Here is a 20,748-nt window from a genome sequence, read left to right as displayed (position 1 = left end):
AAACAACCTCCTGATTTCTGTTCAGGAGGTTGTTCGTTCGCGTTACCTTGCAATATGCGCCATGCATTATGAGCGCTATGTTACTGCCAATCTCTTTTTCTAAGATAAGACTCAAACACAAATGTTCCAAAAGGAAGCAGCCCTGCCAGCAGACCCATAACCCAAAGCGATATCTTCCACTTTTTGACCAATCCCAGATGCACCATTGCAATGAGATATAGAGGAAATAAAATGCCATGAATCATGCCTAGTATAGCTACAGCTAAAGAGATATCCGCAAAATATTTGAGCGGCATTGCAATAAATACGAGCAGCAGAAGTGATATCCCCTCCCAAATACCTGCAATTCTGAAGCGACCTGTGACCGTGTTCATTCCGTATACTCTCACCTTTCCCCAAAATCATTTGTGAAATATGTAACTTATAGCATGACGCTTTACAACGCTGTTTTCGATTCTCACACAACGTACGTAAGCTCCTTTTCAGTATTATAAAACATCAATCCGATCCGGATTTACTTTAAATTTGAATAATTATTGAATAGAATAGATTTGATTCACTCCTTGCGAACACGAACTCCATTCAGCAGCTCTCGCTCCGCTCAAGTCGTTGCTCGTTCCATCAAACGGTATGCTAATGATGCGGCCTTATGTTCCTCGTGTCCGAGTACTCTCCACAAATGATAAAAAGCCTGTTTCGCCTGCTCCGCAATTGGATTATGGATGGTTGTTAAATCGAGCACACGCGACAACTCAATGTCATCAAATCCCACAATGGCAAGCTGATCTGGAACCTGTATGTTCCGTCTGCGCGCCTCACTCAAAATGCCTATTGCGGCATAGTCGTTGGAACAAAGCACCGCCTGCGGCAGCTCGCCCTCTTCGACCATTCGGCACAGGGCTGCTTCCCCGTCCGATGAAGTGAATACGGAATATTGATATGCTTCACGCCACACAGGAAGTCCTTTCGAAATCATAAATGTCTCATAAGCTTCACGGCGGCTTTGTGTATTGAGGCTGCTGCTGCGGCCAAAAACGTTAGCAATGCGTGTGTAACCTTTCGATACCAGATGTTCCAGTGCCAGCCTGTATCCCTGGGCCTGATCCATCGCAACTGAAGGAATTTCATCGTTCCCCATGCGCTGCCAGGACACCATAGGTCCGTACTGCATATATGCTTTTAATTCGCCTGGATCATTAACGCACGTAACGATCAGCAGACCATCCACTCGTTTACTCCGCAAATCCTCAAACGCGTGCAGCTCAATTTGTTTATCACCGCGTGACATATAGACAATGGTCTGAAATCCGTAGTCCATCGCGGTATCCATAAATTGGTTGATAAAGGTCAAACTAAGCTCATCAATCATCGCGGTGACGATGCCGATCTGTTTGGTCTGCCCCGTGGACAACGAAACTGCGTTGCGATTCGGAATATAGTCCAGCTCGTTCATGATTTCGGTAATAATCCGTCTTGCTTCATCACTAACATGCGGCGAACGGTTGATCACCCGGGATACAGTGGCCCGTGAATAACCGGAACGTTTCATAATTTCATCAAATTTGGACATCCCGATGCTCCTTTCCTGCGAACAAACGCCACATTTATTATGCCTTATCTTCTCTGCAAAAGTAAAACTTGACGTGTAACCCGTTACAACGTTTAAGCTTTTGGGGAGACAATAAAGTGAACGCTGACGTTCACAATGAATTGACTGAATGGAGCGATATATATGAACCAATCTTTGAACTATATGTACTCATTCCCTGAAAACTTTCTGTGGGGCGGCGCTATTGCGGCGAACCAGGCTGAAGGTGCATACAATCAAGGCGGCAAAGGGTTGTCCACCCAAGACATCGCACCCAAAGGTGTGCTGGGGCCTATTACAGAAGAACCTACCGCTGACAACATGAAACTGATCGGTATCGATCTGTATCATCGCTACAAGGAAGATGTGAAGCTGTTTGCGGAGATGGGCTTCAAAGTATTCCGTACATCTATTGCATGGTCACGCATCTTCCCCAAAGGGGACGAACTTGAGCCGAATGAAGAAGGCCTGCAATTTTACGATGATCTATTTGATGAATGCCGCAAATACGGTATTGAGCCGCTGGTCACGTTATCCCATTATGAAACACCGCTGCATCTTGCCAAAGAATACGACGGCTGGGTGAACCGGAAAATGATCGGCTTCTATGAACGCTATGCGACAACCGTCTTTAATCGGTACAAAAACAAAGTTAAATACTGGCTCACATTCAACGAGATCAACTCGATTCTTGAATTCCCGTTCATGAGCGGAGGTATCTTCACTCCTAAAGAGAAACTGAGCAAACAGGATCTGTACCAAGCCATCCATCATGAACTGGTGGCAAGTGCATCAGCCGTGAAATTGTGTCATGAGATCATGCCTGATGCTCAGATCGGATGTATGATTTTAAGCATGCCGACGTACCCGTTAACTCCGAACCCGGATGATGTCATCAAAGTGATGGAGTATGAACACAGCAACTACTTCTTCGGTGATATGCATGTACGCGGTCGTTACCCTGGATATATGAAACGTTACTTCCGCGAGAACGGAATTGAGATTCATATGGAAGACGGCGATCAGGAAATGCTGCTTAATACCGTAGATTTCATCTCCTTCAGTTATTACATGAGCACATGTCAGACGGCTGATCCAGCCAAACAAGTCGCTGGTGAAGGAAATCTGATCGGGGGTGTGCCTAACCCGTATTTGGCCGCAAGTGAGTGGGGCTGGCAGATTGACCCGCAAGGACTGCGTTATGTGCTGAATATGTTCTACGACCGCTACCAAAAACCGCTCTTTATCGTTGAGAATGGACTTGGGGCAGTAGACGAGTTAATTACAGGTCCTGACGGCGAGAAAACCGTTGAAGATGACTATCGCATCCAGTATTTGAATGACCATCTGGTTCAGGTTGGTGAAGCGTTGGAAGATGGAGTAGACATTATGGGATACACGTCTTGGGGCTGTATCGATGTCGTAAGTGCCTCCTCTGCGCAGCTGAAAAAACGGTACGGATTCATCTATGTAGACCGTCATGACGATGGTTCAGGAACGTTAGAGCGTTACCGCAAAAAATCGTTCCACTGGTACAAGGAGATTATTAGTACCAACGGCAGAAGCCTGAAACGCTAAGTTTCAACGCATGAAATTGAGATCTTCCTTACGGCAGAAGCGTCAAAAAAGCTGCGACAGTGCAGCTTTTTTGACGCTTCTGCCGAGGAAGGTCTTTTTTCAGTCCATACACGACTTTAATCTTCTATCTTCCTGATTATTTTTGCGGGATTCCCGCCTACGATCATGTTATCCGGCACATCCTTCGTCACCACCGCCCCGGATGCAATCACAACATTATCCCCAATCGTAACGCCCGGATTGATGACTGCCCTGCCGCCGATCCAAACATTGTTACCGATCGTTACAGCTTTGCCGTATTCCGCCCCGGTATTGCGTTCATGTGGTTTGAGTGGATGCGATGCTGTATAGATATGTACATCAGGTCCTAACAAGCAGTTTTCACCGATTCGAACTTCGCATACGTCGAGGATTGTACAGTTGAAATTAGCATAAAAATGATTGCCTACGTGGATGTTATACCCATAATCGACATGGATATTCGGTTCCATGCTCAGATGTTCTCCTGTCGTTCCAAATAATTCCTTAAGCAGTGTGACGCGTGTTTCATGTTCAGTCTCCGTTGTTTGATTATACAACCGTGTCATCTTCCTAGCATGTTCCCTGTCCTGAGACAGTTCCCCATCATTAGCCATATAGAGTTCGCCAAGCAGCATCTTCTGTTTCTCTGATTTCATTGTTATGCAATTCTCCTTTGTGCTGTAAAGAACATATTATTATACTTTTTAAAACTATTTTAATTATATAGACTGACTTCGAAAAATCAATACTCCAAGCGGGAATGCTCACCGATGCTGCTTATCAAAATGCAAAAATGCATCAAAAAACCTCTGCATTTCCCCAATAGCGGGAGCTGCAGAGGTTTATTCAGAATCTCATGCTGCCGCATGAACATGCTTTTCTTTGAGATTAACGGCAAGAACCGCGAAACCAAGTCCCCCAAACACTAGAATCGAGCCAACCCAGCCCGTATTCATAATCGATGAATGGTCAATGACAACCCCGCCGATATAAGTTCCCAGTGCGATACCCGCGTGGGTCACACCTGAGTTGGTACTAATCAGAATCTCGGATGTCTCAGGTGAGGTCCTGATAATCAGACTGTTCTGCACCGGTGTAACGGTCCAGCTAAGTGCTCCCCATAAACTGAGCAGCAGGAGAAACGCGATTAAAGGCAGTCCCGTGCTGAAAGGAATAACAGCCATACTGATCATGAACGGAACCAGCACGATCATAATGGCTTTGGCAGGATGAAGACGATCAGATAACATTCCGCCAATGCCCCCGCCGGCAACTGCCGCAAGCCCGAACATCATATATATCAAAGTGACTGCTGCCGCACTAGCCCCAATCGTCTCCTGCAGAAAAGGCGTAAAATAGGCATACAAGGTTAAATGCCCTGCAAGGACAAGCAGTGTTGTTGTATGAATCGCCAGCATCTTCGGATTCCAAAGTGCCTTCAACTGGTTTTTCAGACTCACGGCTGGAGAAGGCTGTACACGATCCATCGCCAAACCGATAGCCACCATTACCAGTACCGTCAGGATCGCGATCAGCATAAACACCTCACGCCATCCCAGCGCATTACCTATAAAGATACCGATGGGCACTCCGAGAATAAGTGAAGCACTTCCTCCCATCGTAATGATACCCACAGCACGCCCTTTGTACTCCGAAGATACGATGCGGGATGCCAGTGTCAGAGACAGCACAAAAATAAGTGAACCTGCTGCAGCTCCCAGCATGCGTCCTGCCATTAACATGTAAAAGTTCACACTAAAAGCAGAGATCAGATTACTGATAAAAAATACAAACAGCGTAACCATATATACTTTTTTACGCTCGAATCGGGCCGTTACATTTAACAGTATCGGCGCAGACACCGCATATACCAGCGAAAAGATGGAGATGAGATACCCGGCTTTCGCCAAAGACAAATGAAGATCGGCTGCTATAAGGTCCAGAATGCCGCCCAGAATCAGTTCAACGGTTCCCACAACAAAGGCCGCAATCGCCAAAACATATACTTTTTTATTCATGATTTCAAATCCCCCTTACAAGTTACAACTACGATAGTAACCCATAAGTGATAAAAGTTCAATGCATAGTTTAACTCTTATTTCCGTCCTATTTTCAAATTTTATAAAAACAAAAAAACTATTCTCTGAAAGAATAGTTTTTAATAAATCAACCGAGTGAGCAGTCGTGCGACTTCTTCATCCTGCAGCAGCTGCTCTCCATATTTTTTGGTAATCTGGGTCAAAGCTACATCATGATAAAAATAGTCTGTCATCGCTTTCACAACCGGTTTGGACATCGTCTTGATCGCTTTCCACGATTCATTCTCCACGCCAGCGAACAGCAAATAGGCATGGTCTACAATCAGCAGCTGCGAAGGTTCGGGAGCATCCAGCAGTGGAATAAGTGAATATTTGCGAGTCAGCGAACTTTCCAGACCCCCAACTGCCAGCACTTCAACATACACACCCTGCTTCTCCTTCTGCTCCAGCAGCTCACGGTATCTTTCCATCCTTTCGTTCCAGGCGAGAAAAAGAATCGACGAATCCGCCTCCTCAATCAGCTGTTCAATATTAGAAGCGATTGAAGACTCATCCTTTAGGGTCCAGATGTGCTCATCGGTAAAGGTGCGTTTCATTTTGTATTGTTTCAAAGCCTCAAGATCGTTCTCGAAATCAAGCTTGATTTTGTGAATCACGGTCTGGAGATCAACGGCCATATACAGTTTTTTCTTGCCCTCCATCGTGGTTAGCACGATTCCTTTATCAATTAATCGATTGAGCACTTCATAAATTTTGGCCTTGGGTACATTGGAGGCACCTACAATCGTCGTCGCATCCAGCGGCTCATCCTGCGCAAGTACAGCCTCGTAAACCTGACTTTCATATTGGGTAAAACCGAATTTTTGCAGCATGTTTCGTCCAAAACACCCTTCTCTCTTATTGTATTGAACTTTAGGTGCAAAAATAGTTCAACTTGTATCCAGTTTAAATATATGTGCTGTGCCTGTCCAGCGAGCCTGTGATTCTAATAAAAACGCATGCTGGCGGGTATATTAAGCTTGATTTACAATAACCTATTCCCCGTTTGGAAAGGAGCATGGCCCAAGTGGAAAGCACAAAGGATTTTGTGAAAAAAGTTAACGAAAATGCCGAAAAGACACGTCATAACAAGAACAACGGTAAAGGTACGCCCGGTGACAAGCTTCCGAATAAGCAGCATTCCACAAACAAGTGAATTGAGGAGAACTTGTAAAAATGGTGCCTTCTCTTGAAGAGCACCGTTTTTACAATATCGTTTTATTTTGCTTTGAAACAGTCCTTGTTATGGAGGGCTTTCCATTTTAATTATTTTTTAGATAGATTTTTATGATCAAACCTATTTACTTCCCAGTTCTGCTGTTCTTCATCTGAAACTTATTATACAATGAAACGTAATATTTACCTGGTCATTTATGTAAATAATTCTATTAATCCTGATAACAAATGAGGGAAATCATGAAAAAACAGTTTATGGTTCTTGGACTCGGACGTTTCGGTTCAAGTTTAACACGCACACTAATCGAAAACGGACACGAGGTGCTTGCGGTAGACAAGAATGAGACTCTTGTGCAAGAAATATCATCGATTGCTACCCATGTGGTACAGGCGGATTGTACTGATAAATCAGTCCTCCAAGAACTTGGAGCCAGCAATTTTTCACATGCCATAGTAGCCATTGGTGAAGACCTTCAAGCCAGTATATTAGCAACACTCTTACTTAAGGAACTTAACGTTCCCAAAGTTACAGCAAAAGCTAAAAACGAAAACCACGGCAGTGTACTCGCCAAGATCGGGGCAGATCAGGTTGTGTACCCGGAACGGGATATGGCAACCAGATTGGGGAATCAGCTCAGTTCTGACAATATGATCGATTCCATTGAATTATCACCTGATTACAATTTAGTAGAGTTTAAATCCCCGTTGAGTATGCACCAGCAAACGCTGCTCGAACTCAACATTAGAGCAAACTTCGGTTGTACAATCATTGCAATCAAAACGGGAAACGCGATCAATATCTCACCGCTGGCTGAGGATCGAGTGCACTCAGGAGACACACTTTTGTTGATTGGCAGTAACGAAAACATTCGAAATCTGGAGAGTGATTATGAACGGAATACATAAAAGAAACGCACAATCTACACTTTTATCCAAACTTGAATGGGTTGTAAATATTCTGAAAAATAAGACAAGTCCTCCTCAGCTTATTATGATGATTTTTTTCGCTTTAATCTGGGTGGGTGCTGTACTGCTTGCTTTACCGATCTCCTCGAAGAGCGGACACTCCATTGGAATGCTAGATGCCTTATTCACTGCAACTTCGGCGATATGTGTTAATGGATTGGTTGTGCTTGATACAGGAAGTGTATTTTCTACGTTTGGGCAGGTCATTATTATGATTTTAATACAAGTGGGCGGGTTGGGCTTTATGACTTTCGGTGTTATGGTCGCCATCATACTCGGTAAACGAATTGGCTTAAAGCAGCGGCTCCTTATACAACAAGCAGCGAACGCTTCATCTGCTCAAGGTTTGGTCAAACTCTCATTGTATATCGTTCTGATTGCCTTTGCTTTTGAAGCTCTTGCCACCATAATATTAACACTGCGCTGGCATAGTGAACTGGGATTCGGGCAGGGTCTTTATTATGCCCTGTTTCATTCAGTATCTGCATTCAACAATGCAGGGTTCTCCTTGTGGTCAGATAGTCTTTCACCGTTTGTAGGTGATCCGGTCGTCAATCTAACGGTTATCCTCCTCTTCATTATTGGAGGATTGGGTTACATGGTGGTTGTGGACATCTTCCGAAAACGATCATGGCGTAAGCTGTCCCTACACTCCAAAATTGTGTTGGTTGGCAGCTCCTTGTTATATATTATCGGGTTCATCATTATTTTTTTGCTGGAGAACTGGAATCCCGCTACGTTTGCGGACTTGTCGTGGGGTGAACGCGTCTGGGCTGCGTTGTTTCAAGGCACCGCACCACGCAGCTCCGGATTTAATACCATAGAGATCGGAAGCATGCTTGCAACTTCGCAGTTCTTTATCATTATCCTGATGTTTATCGGCGCTTCCTCTGGCGGAACAGGTGGCGGAATTAAAATCAACACCTTCGTCGTGCTTGTTCTGGCAACGATCCAAACCTTTCGGGGTGGTGGGCAAGTCCATGCATTTGAGCGGAAAATCGCAGAAGAAACCGTTATGCGGGCTCTCGCAGTTGTTATGAGTTCATTGGCGTTTGTATTAGGCATATCGATCATACTATCGATAACGGAAGGCATATTAGAGAATCATTTTCTTGATGTTCTGTTTGAAGCCACCTCAGCGTTTAGTACAACTGGACTTTCAATGGGCTTAACAAGCGAACTGAGTGCGCCAGGCAAATTGATTGTTATTTTCACAATGTTTGCTGGCCGATTAGGACCGTTAACGCTGGCATTCGCGTTAGCACAGAAAAAACATAAGTCCAAAATTGGTTATGCTGAAGATCATGTACTTATTGGTTAAAACTTCAAAAAAATCAGCTGCCGCCAGCATGGACTGCTATTTATGCAGACCAATGCTGGCGTTTGAATAATATACACATGTGAGTCAAGCTACACGTGTGAATAATATATCACCAAGCTGAATTTGTTACTGCCTGCTCCCGAATGATAATAAGCATGCGGTTGATCCGCCTTAAAACGAATTGAATCTCCCTGCCTCAACGTATATGAGGCTCCCCCTGCCTTAATGGCAAGTTCACCTTCAACAACCGTTATAAATTCCTCAGACCCTTCAATATGGGGTTCAGCATGCAGGGATGACTGCTCATCCATCTCCATCATGTACATCTCGAAGTGACGCCCCTCTTCAAAAGAAAAATGTGGATAAATACGAATGCGTCCCCCATCCTCCAGCAGCACTTTGGTGTTCTCCCTCAGATGAATAGTCGTGTCTGACTTCGGTTCATGAATCAATGCGGTGAACGATATTTTTAAACCGTTCGCAATTTTCCATACGGTTGCAATAGACGGATTGGATTCTCCGCGTTCAATCTGGCCCAGCATCGTTTTACTAATCCCCGACATGTCCGCAACCTTGTCCAAACTAAGTTTTTTTTGTTCCCTTAACTGCTTCAGGTTCCGGGCCAGAATCAAATTAATATTTTCCATCCAAAATACACCTCGCTCCTTTACATCCCTCTTGTGCGTTATACAGTACATGTTGTACAATCATAACAACCATACGTTATAGCGATCATTTTGTTCATTATAACACACATCATGCACATATATGGAGGACACATGAACATTCTTTCTTTAGTGGCTTATGCAGTGATTGCTTCTTTCACACCTGGACCCAACAATATTATCTCCATGACGCATGCAGGCAAGCAGGGATTCAGAAGCACGTTCCCTTTTATCAGCGGTGTTGCGGCCGGCTGTCTTCTAATCATGATGATGTCCGGTTACTTCAATCTTGTTCTCTACGAGTACATTCCGGTCATCACTCCAGCCTTAAACGTATTGGGATGTATTTATATGCTGTACCTGGCTTTTAAAATCATGAGAAGCACGTCTCACGCGAGCGAGGCTGAGGAAAATCCGAAGCATACCTATTCCTTTTGGTTCGGATTCACGCTGCAGCTGATTAATCCCAAGGTCATCCTGTATGGTCTTACTGCCATGTCGGTGTTCGTCCTGCCTCACACGCAGTCCCATCAACTGCTTCTGCTGTACTCGCTGCTGCTCACCTTGATCGGGATCAGTGCGAATCTGACCTGGGCATTTGGCGGAAGTCTATTTCAACCGTTCCTGCTGAAGTACGAACGCCCGTTTAATATCATCATGGGTATTTTGTTAATCTGCACCGCTATTTCTATGATCAAATAAAACAAAAGCGTCCACACTCCGCCGAGTCGAACGCTTGGATCTCAGCAGCATTACGGTTTTCACAAGTTATTCCTTCTCGCTTCTCCACCATGGCCGGAATGTATATTCCTCGTCTTTCAGCTTAACTGTCTCGCCTATCATGGGAGTAATGACCGGGACGTTCATAGTACGCGCGGCCCGGGTTACTCGCTCTGCCGGTTCGTTCCAGGCATGATAAGCGAGCGTAAATGCCCCCCAATGAATGGGGATTAATGCATATCCACCTACATCCAGATGGGCCTGTACTGTCTCCTCAGGCATCATATGAATGTTGGACCAACGTTCGTCATATTGGCCGCATTCCATCAAAGTCAGATCAAAGGGACCATACCTGCTTCCTATCTCCTTGAAATGCGGACCATATCCGCTGTCACCGCTAAAAAACACTTTCGTTTCCCGGCCTGCAATAACCCATGAGCACCATAACGTGGAATTTCGATCCAATAGACCTCTGCCTGAAAAATGACGTGCAGGCGTACAGGCGAGTGTTAATCCCGCGAAAGAAAATTCATCGCCCCACCGATGCTCCGTGATCTGAGCGGCAGGTATCCCCCATTGGATTAATCGTTTACGTACACCTAGGGGCACGATGAAACGATTGGTTTTATGTTTTAATTTACGAATGGATGAAACATCAAGGTGATCATAATGGTCATGGGATATCACGATGGCATGCAGATCAGGGAGTTCTTCGGGCTGTACAGGCAGCTCTTTGCTGAACCGTTTCGTTCCAGCCCAGGATACAGGTGAAGGTCGATCGCCAAACATCGGATCAAAGAGCAGCCTGTGACCTTCAATTTCAAGCAAAAAAGCGGAGTGCCCGAACCACGTCACCTGTGGTTGATCAGACGCCTCCAACACTGAAGCCGTCTGATATCGCTTCATTGGTATGTTCTCTGACGGTCTTCGCTCCGCATGTCTGCGCATGGAATCCCTCAATATACTTGTCAAAGACTTTATGTCCATTCCGGCGGACGTTGGAATCTGATTTTCGTATTTCGTCATCGTTCACCCTTCTATTCTTCGCGTGCTATCTTTCTCAAGGCGAAGTTAATCTTTCTATTTTCATATTAATTCATCGTTTATCGATATTCAATTTTGCTGTAAATCAGAGGGCCTGCCGAGTCGTTAAGCTGGAATTAAGATCTCGTTTACACTCATATAAGACTGGGCATTTATGATATAGAAAAACAAATAGAGAGTGTGTGAGCATCCATGAGCAAAAAATGGCGCAAAAGACTTGTTAAATTTCTGATATTCGATCTGTCACTGATTATTATTCTGTTAAGTTCCGGTCTGATCTATCAGCAGATCAGTTCTTCACAAGATGAAAAAACATTTACACCTCCGGGCAAACTGTATGAAGTACATGGAGATAAAATGCACCTGTATACAGGGGGAGAAGGCGATGTGACAGTCGTTCTTGCCTCAGGCTGGGGAACAGCTGATCCTTATGTAGACTATTATCCTTTATATGAAAAGCTTGCCCCTTATACGAAATTCGCTGTATACGACCGCTTCGGCTATGGATACAGTGACAGAACCGATAAAAAACGGGATGTGGACACGGTCGCTGACGAACTGCATGAACTGCTTCAGGTATCTGGGCAAAAACCGCCTTACGTGCTCGTCGCTCACTCCCTTGGCTCATTAGAGACACTGCGGTTCGCACAGAAATATCCTGATCTGGTCAAAGGGATTGTGATGATTGATGGTGGAAGTCCTGAGTACTACGAGAAGGACGAGGATAACCTGGCGGACACCATTGCTGGTTTCGGGAATCAATTCCGCATCAAAACCGGACTTTTCCGGCTCAGTATGCAGGTCCCGGCAGTTGTTGATGCTTCTAATGCCAATCGCAATGCGTTAAAGCTGGTACCAGAGGATTTGAGAAAAGTAGATAAAACAGCCCTGCTTCTGAACTATGGCAATGCTAATACGATTGATGAGTTGCGTGAAATGCAAGCCAATGCCAAGGTAGTTGTTGATCACAAACAGCCTTTACCATTCCCGCTTACGATTGTGACCGCCGATTACTTTGGTAAGGCCGAGCCGGATTGGACAAAAACACAGAGTGAATTCCAATCCTGGTCAACTTTATCCAAACAAGTTACCGTCAAAGATACGGAGCATTACATTCATCAATACCACCCGGATATTGCAGCAGATGAAATCTTGAAGATCGTTAAGAAATAACCGATCTGCCGACACAACGGCATTGACTCGAAACGAGATGATTTATGAAACGAAGCAAAAGAGCGATGTACCCTTCAACAAAGGGTCATCGCTCTTCTTCCATTCTTCGTTTTAGTGCATCGAGCTTTTCTGTTTCTCGGCCGATCCAACCTTCACTCTTTTCACAAATAATGCAATGACGAAACCAACGAGGGCCAGAACAAGTGCAAAGACAAACGCATTCTGTACACCTGATGTGAACCCCGCGAGGATATTCTCAGGGTTTTGCGGATTATCTACGCTTTTCAGGAATCGAGTCTGTCCGGCACTCAGAATACTAACAGCAACAGCTGTACCAATGGCACCCGACACCTGCTGAAGTGTATTCATAATTGCCGTACCATGAGGGTAGTACTCACGCGGCAGTTGATTCAATCCGTTCGTCTGTGCAGGCATCATCACCATTGAAATTCCGATCATCATGAAGACATGAAGCATAATAATCTGGATCAGAGGTGTCGTCGCTTCGATGCCTGTGTATAGGAACAGCACAACTGCTACGACCGCCATTCCGATGATCACGAGCCACTTCGGTCCAAACTTGTCGAATAATCGGCCCATGACTGGAGACAAAAATCCATTGAGCAGGCTTCCCGGCAGCAGAACCAGTCCTGCGGTAAGTGCCGTAACCGCCATCCCCTGCTGCAGATACATAGGCAGAATGAGCATGGAGGATAGAATCATCATCATACAAATAAAGACGAGCAGCAGACCAATCGTAAACATCGGATATTTGAACGCTCTAAGATCCATTACAGGTTGTTTCATCCTTAACTGACGGATACTGAACAATAGCAGTGCGACGATACCGATGACAAGCGTGGCAATCACGATCGGGCTCGTCCAGCCTCCGCCAGACTCACCATGCCCACCTGCGCTGCTGAAGCCATACACGATCCCGCCAAAGCCGAGTGTAGACAAAACTATCGACAGCACATCGATTTTAGGCTTGGTCAGCTTGGAGATGTTCGGCAGGAACAGCAGTCCGCACACCAGGGAGATCAGGAAAAAGGGCAGCGAAATCCAGAAAATCCAGTGCCAGCTTAAGTTTGCCAGAATCAGACCGGAAATACTCGGACCGCTCGCTGGTGCAAACATAATGACAAGACCAATCAAACCCATTGCCGCTCCCCGCTTTTCAATGGGGAAGATGACCAAAATGGTGTTAAACATCAGCGGCAGCAGCAGTGCTGTGCCGACTGCTTGCAGCACACGCGCTGTCAACAAAATTTCAAAGCCCGGTGCAAGTGCAGCAACCAATGTTCCTGCAATAGAAAATATTAATGATGTGGTAAATAACTGTCTGGTCGTAAACCACTGCAGCAGCAGGCCTGAAACAGGCACCAGAACACCAAGTACAAGCAGATATCCTGTAGTTAACCATTGAATGGTTGTTGGTCCGACCTCAAGCAGACCCATTAGCGGTGTCAGAGCGACATTTAGCGCCGTTTCACCAAATAAACCTATAAACCCGCTCAGCAGCATGGCGAACAAAATCGGGAAAACCTTGTACTGCTGTGTTTCTTGCTGATCTTTTGCTGTATCAGCCTTCATGGAAGCCTCCACGATCCCATCCTCCTCAAACGTATCCTGCGATTTCTTTTTTCTCTCTCTCTTGGTACAACCTATTGATTCTGCTGGACATTCTTCGCTACAACTGACAAATAATCGGCAGCCGTCAGCAGGGGCTGTTTATCCTGATTGGTCAGAGTAATGATCAATGCGCCTTCCATCAGAGAAATAACCAGCAGCGCTGTCTCCCGAGCCTTCTCTTCACTCATACCATCCAGCATAAGATGCCTGGCTATGATTTCCTGCCATCCTGCAAACACGTTCTGTGATGCCGTACGCAGCTGTTGACTGATACAGGAAGTCTCCACCGCAGCCCAGAAACTGAATGGCAGAAATCCCGTGTAATCTGAGGCTTCGGCTTCATATGCCATATCATAAATGAATTGCCGGATTCCTTCTGCAGTCGTCTCATGGGCCGTGAAGGTTTCCTCAAACTTTTGCATAATGTGTGCATTAGCTGATTGAATGCATTCGAGAGCCAGTTCTTCTTTTCCCTGTGGAAAATAATGATATAACGAACCTTTCGGCGTGTTACTCTCCTTAATGATCTGATTCAGACCGGTCGCATGATACCCTTGTGAAAAAAACAGTCTCGCCGCTGTGCCAACGATAAGATCTCTGGCATTGGACTTTTCACTCAAAGAAAGCCACTTCCTTCAATAAATTATAACAATCGGTCTATATAATTAAAATCGCTCATAGGCATCATGTCAATGCTTTTATTTTAAATTTTACGAAAAAATGACACTTCCGAACAAAGTACGGCCAATAGTAAAACCGCCAGCTCGTCGATATTTCCCTCCAACTTAGGCTGACGGTTATGCTTTGTATGTTTACTTCATATGCTTACGTCCTATCTCCATTCCACACTTCAAAATTCAACTCATTGTTAATACTTACGGCAGTTAATGCTCCTAATGAGGCTGCCGTGATCGCTTGATACAATTCAGATGCCGCATCACCGGCACTAAACACACCAGGTACAGATGTTTTTCCTTGCGGATCTACAACGATGGTCCCCGTCTCCGTCACATTGCATCCCAGCATTTTGGGCAAATCGGAGCCTGTCTGGAGTTTGGGCTGAAAGAAGATTCCCGTGCAAGGAATTCGGGTTCCATCCGTAAGTTCAACTGCGCTGACCATCCCCTCTTCAGATATAATGTTTTGTATCGGGCCTTCATATACTTGGATGCCGTGACGTGTCATCTCCTGCAGTTCTTCTTCTTGTAACGAATCGTTTCCATTAATGCAAAGCGTGTACTGACTTGTCCAACCAGAGATTACTTTGGCCATATGTAATGCATGGGCTGCACTGATAATGATAACAAGCTGCTGATCCCGTAGTTCCCAGCCATCACAATAGGGACATACAAAAGCACTTTTCCCATAAACTTCGGATAAACCCGTAATATCCAATGGCAGGTCTCTTTTACCTACGGCAAATAAAATCTTTTTGGCCTCATACTGCCTTCCCTCGGCTGTTACAATAACAAACTCACCGTCATGTCCTGTTATGTCCGTCACTGTATCTGATGCAAACTGCACCGTAGGATACGCAGAGATTTCTTCTTTCGCAATCCTGCGGAATTCGCGAGGGCTCACTCCATCCCTGGTTAGAAAACCATGTGTTTCCTGCGTAACCCAGTTCCGGGGTTTCTGATTATCGATGACCATCACATGTTTTCTGGCTCTGCCAAGCACCAGCGAAGCATTAAGCCCCGCTGGCCCTCCCCCTATAATAACGACATCCAATTGATGCTGCTCTTTATGCATACATAACACCCTTTCCAGATATTTAATATCTCTAAATGTGAAAAAATTTTCTCTTCCCTATATAGTAAGAAACATTAGAGAAGTGAACCTGTGAGATATCTAATAGCATCCGATTTAACATTTAATGGAGTACACTTATAATGTCGAATTATAACATCTATTAAGGATATCTTATATCTACAATACTGTTAAAGAATGAAATATGCAATATTTTTATTTCATTTCTACAATGAAAGCATGACAATCTCATGAAAAATAACCTTGTAGCACAGAAGTGTCGTTTTAACAATTAAAAAAGTTCTTGTTTTTAAATTGTTCACAATCAAATGACATTATTATAAATACTCGAATGTTATCTAAATCACAGCGTGAATTGAATGATATAATAGGCTCATATTATATTAAGTATATATATAGGAAGTGAGCACTTGAAAACATTGAATAATGAATCACAACCCAATATCAGCCTGGAGTACAGCTCGATTCCAAAAGTATTTTTCGATACGATCAAAATTGGAATCATCAAGTCCAACTTGATCGCCATGTTCGCAGGTTTAAGTCTAGCTTTATATGTGTTTGAGGCATCGGTTACCGCTAATATCATTCCGATTTTGCTTTCGTTCCTCGGCTCTTCTTTTATTATTGGAGCTGCCGGCGTGTTCAACAATCTGTATGATCGGGACATTGATGCGATTATGGAACGTACGAAGAAACGCCCTACAGTTACAGGTCGTGTGGACACCAAGGCAGGTCTGATTCTCGGGATCACGATTACGTTGATTGGTGCTGTCATGCTGTACATTGCATCGCCGTCAGCTGCTGTTTTTGGCCTGCTTGGCCTGCTGCTCTATGTGTTCCCTTACACTATGTGGACCAAACGCACAACGATCTATAACACCGAGGTAGGCAGCCTGTCGGGTGCTGTTCCACCGCTGATTGGATGGGCAGCCATCTCACCGGAACTGGGCCATTTCGAAATCTGGGCATTGGTTGTAACGATGCTCTTATGGCAGATGCCCCACTTCTACGGTATCGCCATTCGTCGCTTTGACGAATACAAGGCGGCGGGCGTGCCTATGCTGCCTGTTGTTAAAGGGATTGGGCGCACATATGTACAGACCAACGTTTATCTGGTACTGCTGCTGCTTTCCAGCTTCCTCTTCTGGCCGATGAGTCCATTTATCGCTATTGTTGCCTTTTTGGTAAGTCTGGCTTGGCTCATTCTTAGTGTGGCTACTTTTGATAAAAAAGAAACAAAAAAATGGTCACAGCGCATGTTCATTTTTTCCATTAACCACATCACCATCATCTTCCTGGTCATCATTGCGTATTCATTGATTGCCCAAATGATGAGATAATCGTCTTTAAACTCAGTATGGAACAAAGCCCTGAAGAAAACTCGTCACGAGTTTTCTTCAGGGCTTTTTGGTCCGCTGAAATCCTTATTTTCTTTCTCGTCTTTATCCCATACAAATCATGTTATCCTACTTTCACAGGCATCTGCTCACCCTGCCATAACAGCTGCATCTCTTCATTCGTTTCCAGCAGATCCGCGAGTCTGCCTTCAGCTTCAATGCGCCCATCTTTCATGACAATAATGTGGTCTGCTTTGGTGAGCGCAGCCTTGCGGTGAGATACGGCAATACAGGTGACATCCTGCTCCTGAAACAGTCCGTCCCACACCTGCTGCTCTGTCTCCACATCGAGTGCGCTGGACAGATCATCAAAGATAAACAAATCAGCCTCGGTCATCAGCATTCGCGCGGTAGCCGACCGCTGGATCTGGCCGCCGGATAACATCACGCCTCTTGGGCCTACAGGCGTCTCAAGTCCTTGATCCAGCTGCTTGATGTCCTGATCCAGAACAGCAAGTCGAATTGCTTTTTCCAGCGCCTGATCTGCACGTATTTTCCTGCCCTGAACGATATTCTCTCGCAGCGTATCACTGAACAACCTTGGAACCTGCGGAGTATATGCGGCTCTAGGCGGCATAAGAAATGCTGCCGGATTCACCTTCTCTCCGTTCCAGAGAATTTCCCCCTGCTGCTTCGGCAGCAGTCCCAGAAGTGTACGAACAAGCGTTGATTTACCAGAGCCAATCCTGCCTGTAATGACAAGAAATTGGCCTCGCTTCAGTTTGAAACTTACATCATGTATGCCGTTAGAAGATTGCCCATACTGATAGCTGAGCCCTTTTACTTCCAGCTCATGCAGTTTCTCCTTCGAATCTCTATCCTCATGAGTCGGTTCCGGTGGATCTTCATATAGATAGATTTCCCTTTTCTCCATAATCTGATCCTCTTCACCGGGACGGAACAGCGTACGCATCCGGTCATAGGATACCTTGAGCCTTTTATGCTGAAACACCATATATCCGAATAGTGAAATGCTGAACCCGATATTGACGAGATAACTGGTAAACAAGGCGAAATCGCCAACAGTAAAGTGACCCGCCTTCATTTCGGCGGCGCACATCAACAGAATAAGTCCGGTGCATATACTCAATACATTCTGATTGAGCGACTTCATCCATTGTTTGAACATATTATCCCGCAGCGCTGCCTGCCTGCGTTCCTCATTCAGCCGATTAAAACGCGCAGAGACATGTTCCACCGCCTGCCCAAGCTTCAGTGCCTGCACAGCCCCGAATGTCTCTGCAATAAAACTGGTAATTCTTCCTGTCGCTTCACGATTAACCTGTGCATACTTTCGTGCACGATTACCCGACAAGTTATTCAGCAGTGTCACGATCAACAGCGGTAAAACGGCAACTAGCGTAATCTGCCAGTTAATGTTCGCCATAATAACAATCGATACCACCGCGAAAACCAGACGCCCCCAAAAATCAACCCAGGATTCTATATATTCGACCACTTCATCCACGTCATCCCGAAAACGGCTCATCGCTTCACCGGGTGAAGCGGGTAGATTACGCCCCGGCCAGCGCATGATACCAGCCAGCATATTGGTTCGCAAAATCGTTTGAATATGATACATGTACGTGACCCAGGCATGAAAAGCAGCAAAGAATGTACCGACCCGCGTCAGACGAAACAGCGCAATCACAATCAGCGGCACGGCAAGCCACATATAATCAGCATTTCCAGTCGCTGTCCGGTCAAAAAACCACTGCATCCCAAGCCCCATTGCCAGAGGGAGCGAATGAAATACACACCATAACACGCCGTTAATCAGAAACAGGTAGGGCTTAAAGCGAAATAACCGCCCTATAAATCCGGTTATATTCATGCCAATTCCTCCTCTCGTCCGGTAATCAGAAGTCGTGCATAATGGGAGGACGGATCACGTGCGAGTTCTTCTCTTGCTCCAAATTCCAGCAGTTTGCCCCCGCCCAAAACCATAATTTTATCTACCTTCTCCAGTGTGGCCAGCCGGTGTGCGATAATAATGCCTGTGGATCGCTTCATTAATTCATCAATGGCAGATTGAAGCATGCTTTCGGTTGCGGCATCAAGCCGCGAAGAAGGCTCATCCAGAATCACCAGACTGGGCTCTGTCAGAAACACACGGGTTAGTGCAAACAGCTGGGCTTCCCCCGCAGATAACGAAGCACCGCCGGCAGTCAGATGTGTATCCAGCCCTTCAGGCTGTGTTTCGATCCACTGATGCAGGCCCAGCCGTTCAGTCGTTTGATGGATCATCGCATCCGACACCTCCGGATTGAACAAGGTTAGATTATCACGCAGTGTACCATCAAACAGCTGCACATCCTGCGTAACCATACCCACTCTGCGATAGAGAGCCTGCATCGAAAGCTTCGTGATATCTGTGCCGCCTATGCGGATGGTACCGCGATCCAGATTGTACAGACGCAGGAGCACACGGCTAAGACTGGATTTACCGCTCCCCGTACGTCCGATGATCCCGAGACGTTCCCCCGGTTTCACCGCAAACGTGATGTCCTGCAGCACAGGTTTATCCTGATTGTAACTGAAGTGCACCTGATTAAACTCAAGTCCGAGCGGACCATCAGGCAGTTCCTCCTCTGTACCGTCCTGAATCTCGCTTTGTAAAGACAGCAGTTCACGGGAACGAAGCATACCGGATTTAGCCTTTTGAAATTCCTGCACCTGATCGCCAAGCAGTTCAATCGGTTCATTCAGCATCTGGCTGTATTGATAGATCAAAAACAAGGTTCCGATGCTGATCATGCCCTCAATATAGTAGTGCACACCAAGCAGCAGAACAACCGTCACGGAAATAATAAACATGACAACCGTGGTGTTCCAAGGAATCACTCGAAGCATCCACGCCTTCCGCCCTTTTTGAAAAACCTTACGCATCGTGCGATAGAAGCGGTTCATCACATAAGGTACATGTCCATTCGCCTGCACATCCTCAATTCCCGCAATTCGCTCCTCAATCAAGCTGAACAAAGATGCGCTGGCGGCTCGCTCATTTTTGGAAGACTCGACCCCAAGGTTGCGTATAATCACCATAAACAGAATGGATAACAGCGTAAATACCGTCATGACTAGAGCAATCGGGACATTAATCGAAAACATAAATCCCAGAATACCCGCCAGCAGGACAAAACTCCCGATCACCTGCACGATAAACATGGCGAAAAAATTGGAGATGCTGGTCACATCGCCATCTACCCGTTCGATCATCTCTCCCGGGGTTTTAACATTATGAAAACGCATATCCAGCCGCAGACAATGCTTCAGCAGATCTCCGCGCATCCGGTTCGTCGCGCGCCAGGCCACATCATTGCCAAGGTAACTGACAGCTATCGTAATAAGCTGATTGGTTACAGCCACCAGCAGGAAAAGCCCCGCCAGCCGCATCAAATCCATAAGTACACCGCCGCCTGCTGCTGTATCTATGAATCGTTGAATGATCTGTGGATTGAGAAGCTGCAGTCCTGTCGATGTCAGCAGCATAATCAGCAGCACAGCCAGCTTTCCTTTCACCGGCTTTAAATATCGCAGAAGCCAAGACATGGAGTGTTTCTCTATTTTGGACATCAGCCCCGCTCCTTTAACTTTTCGTTGGTTTTCTTTTTAAAGC

At 45.6% G+C, this 20,748-nt stretch carries 19 protein-coding genes; 7 read left to right on the top strand and 12 right to left on the bottom strand.

What is annotated here, in order from left to right; all coding sequences use genetic code 11:
* Positions 1–80: 80 nt before the first annotated feature.
* Entirely contained in the window at positions 81–374 is a 294-nt protein-coding gene (locus MKY97_RS13355; protein WP_342555887.1) for a DUF3817 domain-containing protein, read from the bottom strand.
* Between the two features lie 227 nt (positions 375–601).
* A complete protein-coding gene (locus MKY97_RS13350; RefSeq protein WP_342555886.1) occupies positions 602–1,570 on the bottom strand; it encodes a LacI family DNA-binding transcriptional regulator in 969 nt (322 codons plus the stop codon).
* 162 nt (positions 1,571–1,732) lie between these two features.
* Between MKY97_RS13350 and MKY97_RS13345 the strand changes: the two genes are divergently transcribed.
* A complete protein-coding gene (locus MKY97_RS13345) occupies positions 1,733–3,166 on the top strand; it encodes a glycoside hydrolase family 1 protein (RefSeq protein WP_342555885.1) in 1,434 nt (477 codons plus the stop codon).
* A 116-nt stretch (positions 3,167–3,282) separates the two neighbouring features.
* Here the strand turns inward: MKY97_RS13345 and MKY97_RS13340 are convergent, their stop codons facing one another.
* The 3 genes from MKY97_RS13340 to MKY97_RS13330 form a co-directional block, all read right to left on the bottom strand.
* The gene (locus MKY97_RS13340) at positions 3,283–3,843 is read right to left on the bottom strand and encodes a sugar O-acetyltransferase (protein ID WP_342555884.1); all 561 of its coding nucleotides are present in this window, start codon (positions 3,841–3,843) and stop codon (positions 3,283–3,285) included.
* Between the two features lie 198 nt (positions 3,844–4,041).
* On the bottom strand, positions 4,042–5,205 hold the full coding sequence (locus tag MKY97_RS13335; RefSeq protein WP_342555883.1) for an MFS transporter: 1,164 nt from the start codon (positions 5,203–5,205) through the stop codon (positions 4,042–4,044).
* 140 nt (positions 5,206–5,345) lie between these two features.
* Entirely contained in the window at positions 5,346–6,098 is a 753-nt protein-coding gene (locus MKY97_RS13330) for a helix-turn-helix domain-containing protein (protein WP_342555882.1), read from the bottom strand.
* Positions 6,099–6,292: 194 nt separating this feature from the next.
* Here MKY97_RS13330 and MKY97_RS13325 point away from each other — a divergent pair, with 194 nt between their 5' ends.
* The 3 genes from MKY97_RS13325 (at position 6,293) to MKY97_RS13315 (ending at position 8,728) form a co-directional block, all read left to right on the top strand.
* On the top strand, positions 6,293–6,421 hold the full coding sequence (locus tag MKY97_RS13325; RefSeq protein ID WP_342555881.1) for a DUF4023 family protein: 129 nt from the start codon (positions 6,293–6,295) through the stop codon (positions 6,419–6,421).
* Between the two features lie 260 nt (positions 6,422–6,681).
* Positions 6,682–7,347, top strand: coding sequence for a TrkA family potassium uptake protein (locus MKY97_RS13320; protein WP_342555880.1), 666 nt, complete (start codon positions 6,682–6,684; stop codon positions 7,345–7,347).
* Positions 7,331–8,728 carry a TrkH family potassium uptake protein gene (locus tag MKY97_RS13315; protein WP_342555879.1) on the top strand — a complete coding sequence of 466 codons (1,398 nt, stop codon included), beginning with the start codon at positions 7,331–7,333 and terminating at the stop codon, positions 8,726–8,728. Before MKY97_RS13320 ends, MKY97_RS13315 begins: the two co-directional genes overlap by 17 nt.
* Positions 8,729–8,817: 89 nt before the next feature.
* Here the strand turns inward: MKY97_RS13315 and MKY97_RS13310 are convergent, their stop codons facing one another.
* On the bottom strand, positions 8,818–9,375 hold the full coding sequence (locus tag MKY97_RS13310) for an XRE family transcriptional regulator (protein WP_342555878.1): 558 nt from the start codon (positions 9,373–9,375) through the stop codon (positions 8,818–8,820).
* Between the two features lie 132 nt (positions 9,376–9,507).
* On the opposite strand from MKY97_RS13310, the gene MKY97_RS13305 reads away from it, so the two are divergent.
* Positions 9,508–10,095 (top strand): LysE family transporter, encoded by a 588-nt coding sequence (locus MKY97_RS13305; RefSeq protein WP_342555877.1) that lies wholly within the window; start codon positions 9,508–9,510, stop codon positions 10,093–10,095.
* A 66-nt stretch (positions 10,096–10,161) separates the two neighbouring features.
* Here the strand turns inward: MKY97_RS13305 and MKY97_RS13300 are convergent, their stop codons facing one another.
* Entirely contained in the window at positions 10,162–11,139 is a 978-nt protein-coding gene (locus tag MKY97_RS13300) for an MBL fold metallo-hydrolase (protein ID WP_342555876.1), read from the bottom strand.
* A 210-nt stretch (positions 11,140–11,349) separates the two neighbouring features.
* Here MKY97_RS13300 and MKY97_RS13295 point away from each other — a divergent pair, with 210 nt between their 5' ends.
* Complete coding sequence (locus MKY97_RS13295) at positions 11,350–12,330, top strand: alpha/beta hydrolase (RefSeq protein WP_342555875.1); 981 nt, start codon at positions 11,350–11,352, stop codon at positions 12,328–12,330.
* A 111-nt stretch (positions 12,331–12,441) separates the two neighbouring features.
* Here MKY97_RS13295 and MKY97_RS13290 read toward each other — a convergent pair whose 3' ends face one another.
* The 3 genes from MKY97_RS13290 to MKY97_RS13280 all read right to left on the bottom strand — a co-directional run bounded on the left by MKY97_RS13290 (position 12,442) and on the right by MKY97_RS13280 (position 15,714).
* Entirely contained in the window at positions 12,442–13,923 is a 1,482-nt protein-coding gene (locus MKY97_RS13290) for a DHA2 family efflux MFS transporter permease subunit (protein ID WP_342556322.1), read from the bottom strand.
* 71 nt (positions 13,924–13,994) lie between these two features.
* Positions 13,995–14,582 carry a TetR/AcrR family transcriptional regulator gene (locus tag MKY97_RS13285; protein ID WP_342555874.1) on the bottom strand — a complete coding sequence of 196 codons (588 nt, stop codon included), beginning with the start codon at positions 14,580–14,582 and terminating at the stop codon, positions 13,995–13,997.
* 205 nt (positions 14,583–14,787) lie between these two features.
* Positions 14,788–15,714: an NAD(P)/FAD-dependent oxidoreductase gene (locus MKY97_RS13280; protein ID WP_342555873.1), complete on the bottom strand. Its 927-nt coding sequence runs from the start codon at positions 15,712–15,714 to the stop codon at positions 14,788–14,790.
* Between the two features lie 428 nt (positions 15,715–16,142).
* On the opposite strand from MKY97_RS13280, the gene cyoE reads away from it, so the two are divergent.
* Positions 16,143–17,072, top strand: coding sequence for a heme o synthase (gene cyoE, locus MKY97_RS13275; RefSeq protein WP_342555872.1), 930 nt, complete (start codon positions 16,143–16,145; stop codon positions 17,070–17,072).
* Positions 17,073–17,193: 121 nt separating this feature from the next.
* Here the strand turns inward: cyoE and MKY97_RS13270 are convergent, their stop codons facing one another.
* Entirely contained in the window at positions 17,194–18,963 is a 1,770-nt protein-coding gene (locus MKY97_RS13270; RefSeq protein ID WP_342555871.1) for an ABC transporter ATP-binding protein, read from the bottom strand.
* Positions 18,960–20,705, bottom strand: a complete 1,746-nt coding sequence (locus MKY97_RS13265; RefSeq protein ID WP_342555870.1) for an ABC transporter ATP-binding protein — start codon at positions 20,703–20,705, stop codon at positions 18,960–18,962. The genes MKY97_RS13270 and MKY97_RS13265 overlap by 4 nt, the downstream gene beginning before the upstream one ends.
* Between the last annotated feature and the right edge of the window lie 43 nt (positions 20,706–20,748).

The sequence above is a fragment of the Paenibacillus sp. FSL R7-0652 genome (genome assembly GCF_038595045.1).
GTDB lineage: Bacteria > Bacillota > Bacilli > Paenibacillales > Paenibacillaceae > Paenibacillus.
This window is presented reverse-complemented; position numbering and strand designations above follow the sequence as displayed.

What these genes read in the sequence shown, in the direction of transcription:
- MKY97_RS13305 (WP_342555877.1), top strand. Translation starts at nt 9,508, where the DNA reads ATGAACATTCTTTCTTTAGTGGCTTATGCAGTGATTGCTTCTTTCACA.
- MKY97_RS13355 (WP_342555887.1), bottom strand. Translation starts at nt 374, where the DNA reads ATGAACACGGTCACAGGTCGCTTCAGAATTGCAGGTATTTGGGAGGGG.
- MKY97_RS13340 (WP_342555884.1), bottom strand. Translation starts at nt 3,843, where the DNA reads ATGAAATCAGAGAAACAGAAGATGCTGCTTGGCGAACTCTATATGGCT.
- MKY97_RS13330 (WP_342555882.1), bottom strand. Translation starts at nt 6,098, where the DNA reads ATGCTGCAAAAATTCGGTTTTACCCAATATGAAAGTCAGGTTTACGAG.
- MKY97_RS13270 (WP_342555871.1), bottom strand. Translation starts at nt 18,963, where the DNA reads ATGAATATAACCGGATTTATAGGGCGGTTATTTCGCTTTAAGCCCTAC.
- MKY97_RS13295 (WP_342555875.1), top strand. Translation starts at nt 11,350, where the DNA reads ATGAGCAAAAAATGGCGCAAAAGACTTGTTAAATTTCTGATATTCGAT.
- MKY97_RS13350 (WP_342555886.1), bottom strand. Translation starts at nt 1,570, where the DNA reads ATGTCCAAATTTGATGAAATTATGAAACGTTCCGGTTATTCACGGGCC.
- MKY97_RS13265 (WP_342555870.1), bottom strand. Translation starts at nt 20,705, where the DNA reads ATGTCCAAAATAGAGAAACACTCCATGTCTTGGCTTCTGCGATATTTA.
- MKY97_RS13290 (WP_342556322.1), bottom strand. Translation starts at nt 13,923, where the DNA reads ATGAAGGCTGATACAGCAAAAGATCAGCAAGAAACACAGCAGTACAAG.
- MKY97_RS13315 (WP_342555879.1), top strand. Translation starts at nt 7,331, where the DNA reads ATGAACGGAATACATAAAAGAAACGCACAATCTACACTTTTATCCAAA.
- MKY97_RS13310 (WP_342555878.1), bottom strand. Translation starts at nt 9,375, where the DNA reads ATGGAAAATATTAATTTGATTCTGGCCCGGAACCTGAAGCAGTTAAGG.
- MKY97_RS13335 (WP_342555883.1), bottom strand. Translation starts at nt 5,205, where the DNA reads ATGAATAAAAAAGTATATGTTTTGGCGATTGCGGCCTTTGTTGTGGGA.
- MKY97_RS13320 (WP_342555880.1), top strand. Translation starts at nt 6,682, where the DNA reads ATGAAAAAACAGTTTATGGTTCTTGGACTCGGACGTTTCGGTTCAAGT.
- MKY97_RS13300 (WP_342555876.1), bottom strand. Translation starts at nt 11,139, where the DNA reads ATGACGAAATACGAAAATCAGATTCCAACGTCCGCCGGAATGGACATA.
- MKY97_RS13345 (WP_342555885.1), top strand. Translation starts at nt 1,733, where the DNA reads ATGAACCAATCTTTGAACTATATGTACTCATTCCCTGAAAACTTTCTG.
- MKY97_RS13280 (WP_342555873.1), bottom strand. Translation starts at nt 15,714, where the DNA reads ATGCATAAAGAGCAGCATCAATTGGATGTCGTTATTATAGGGGGAGGG.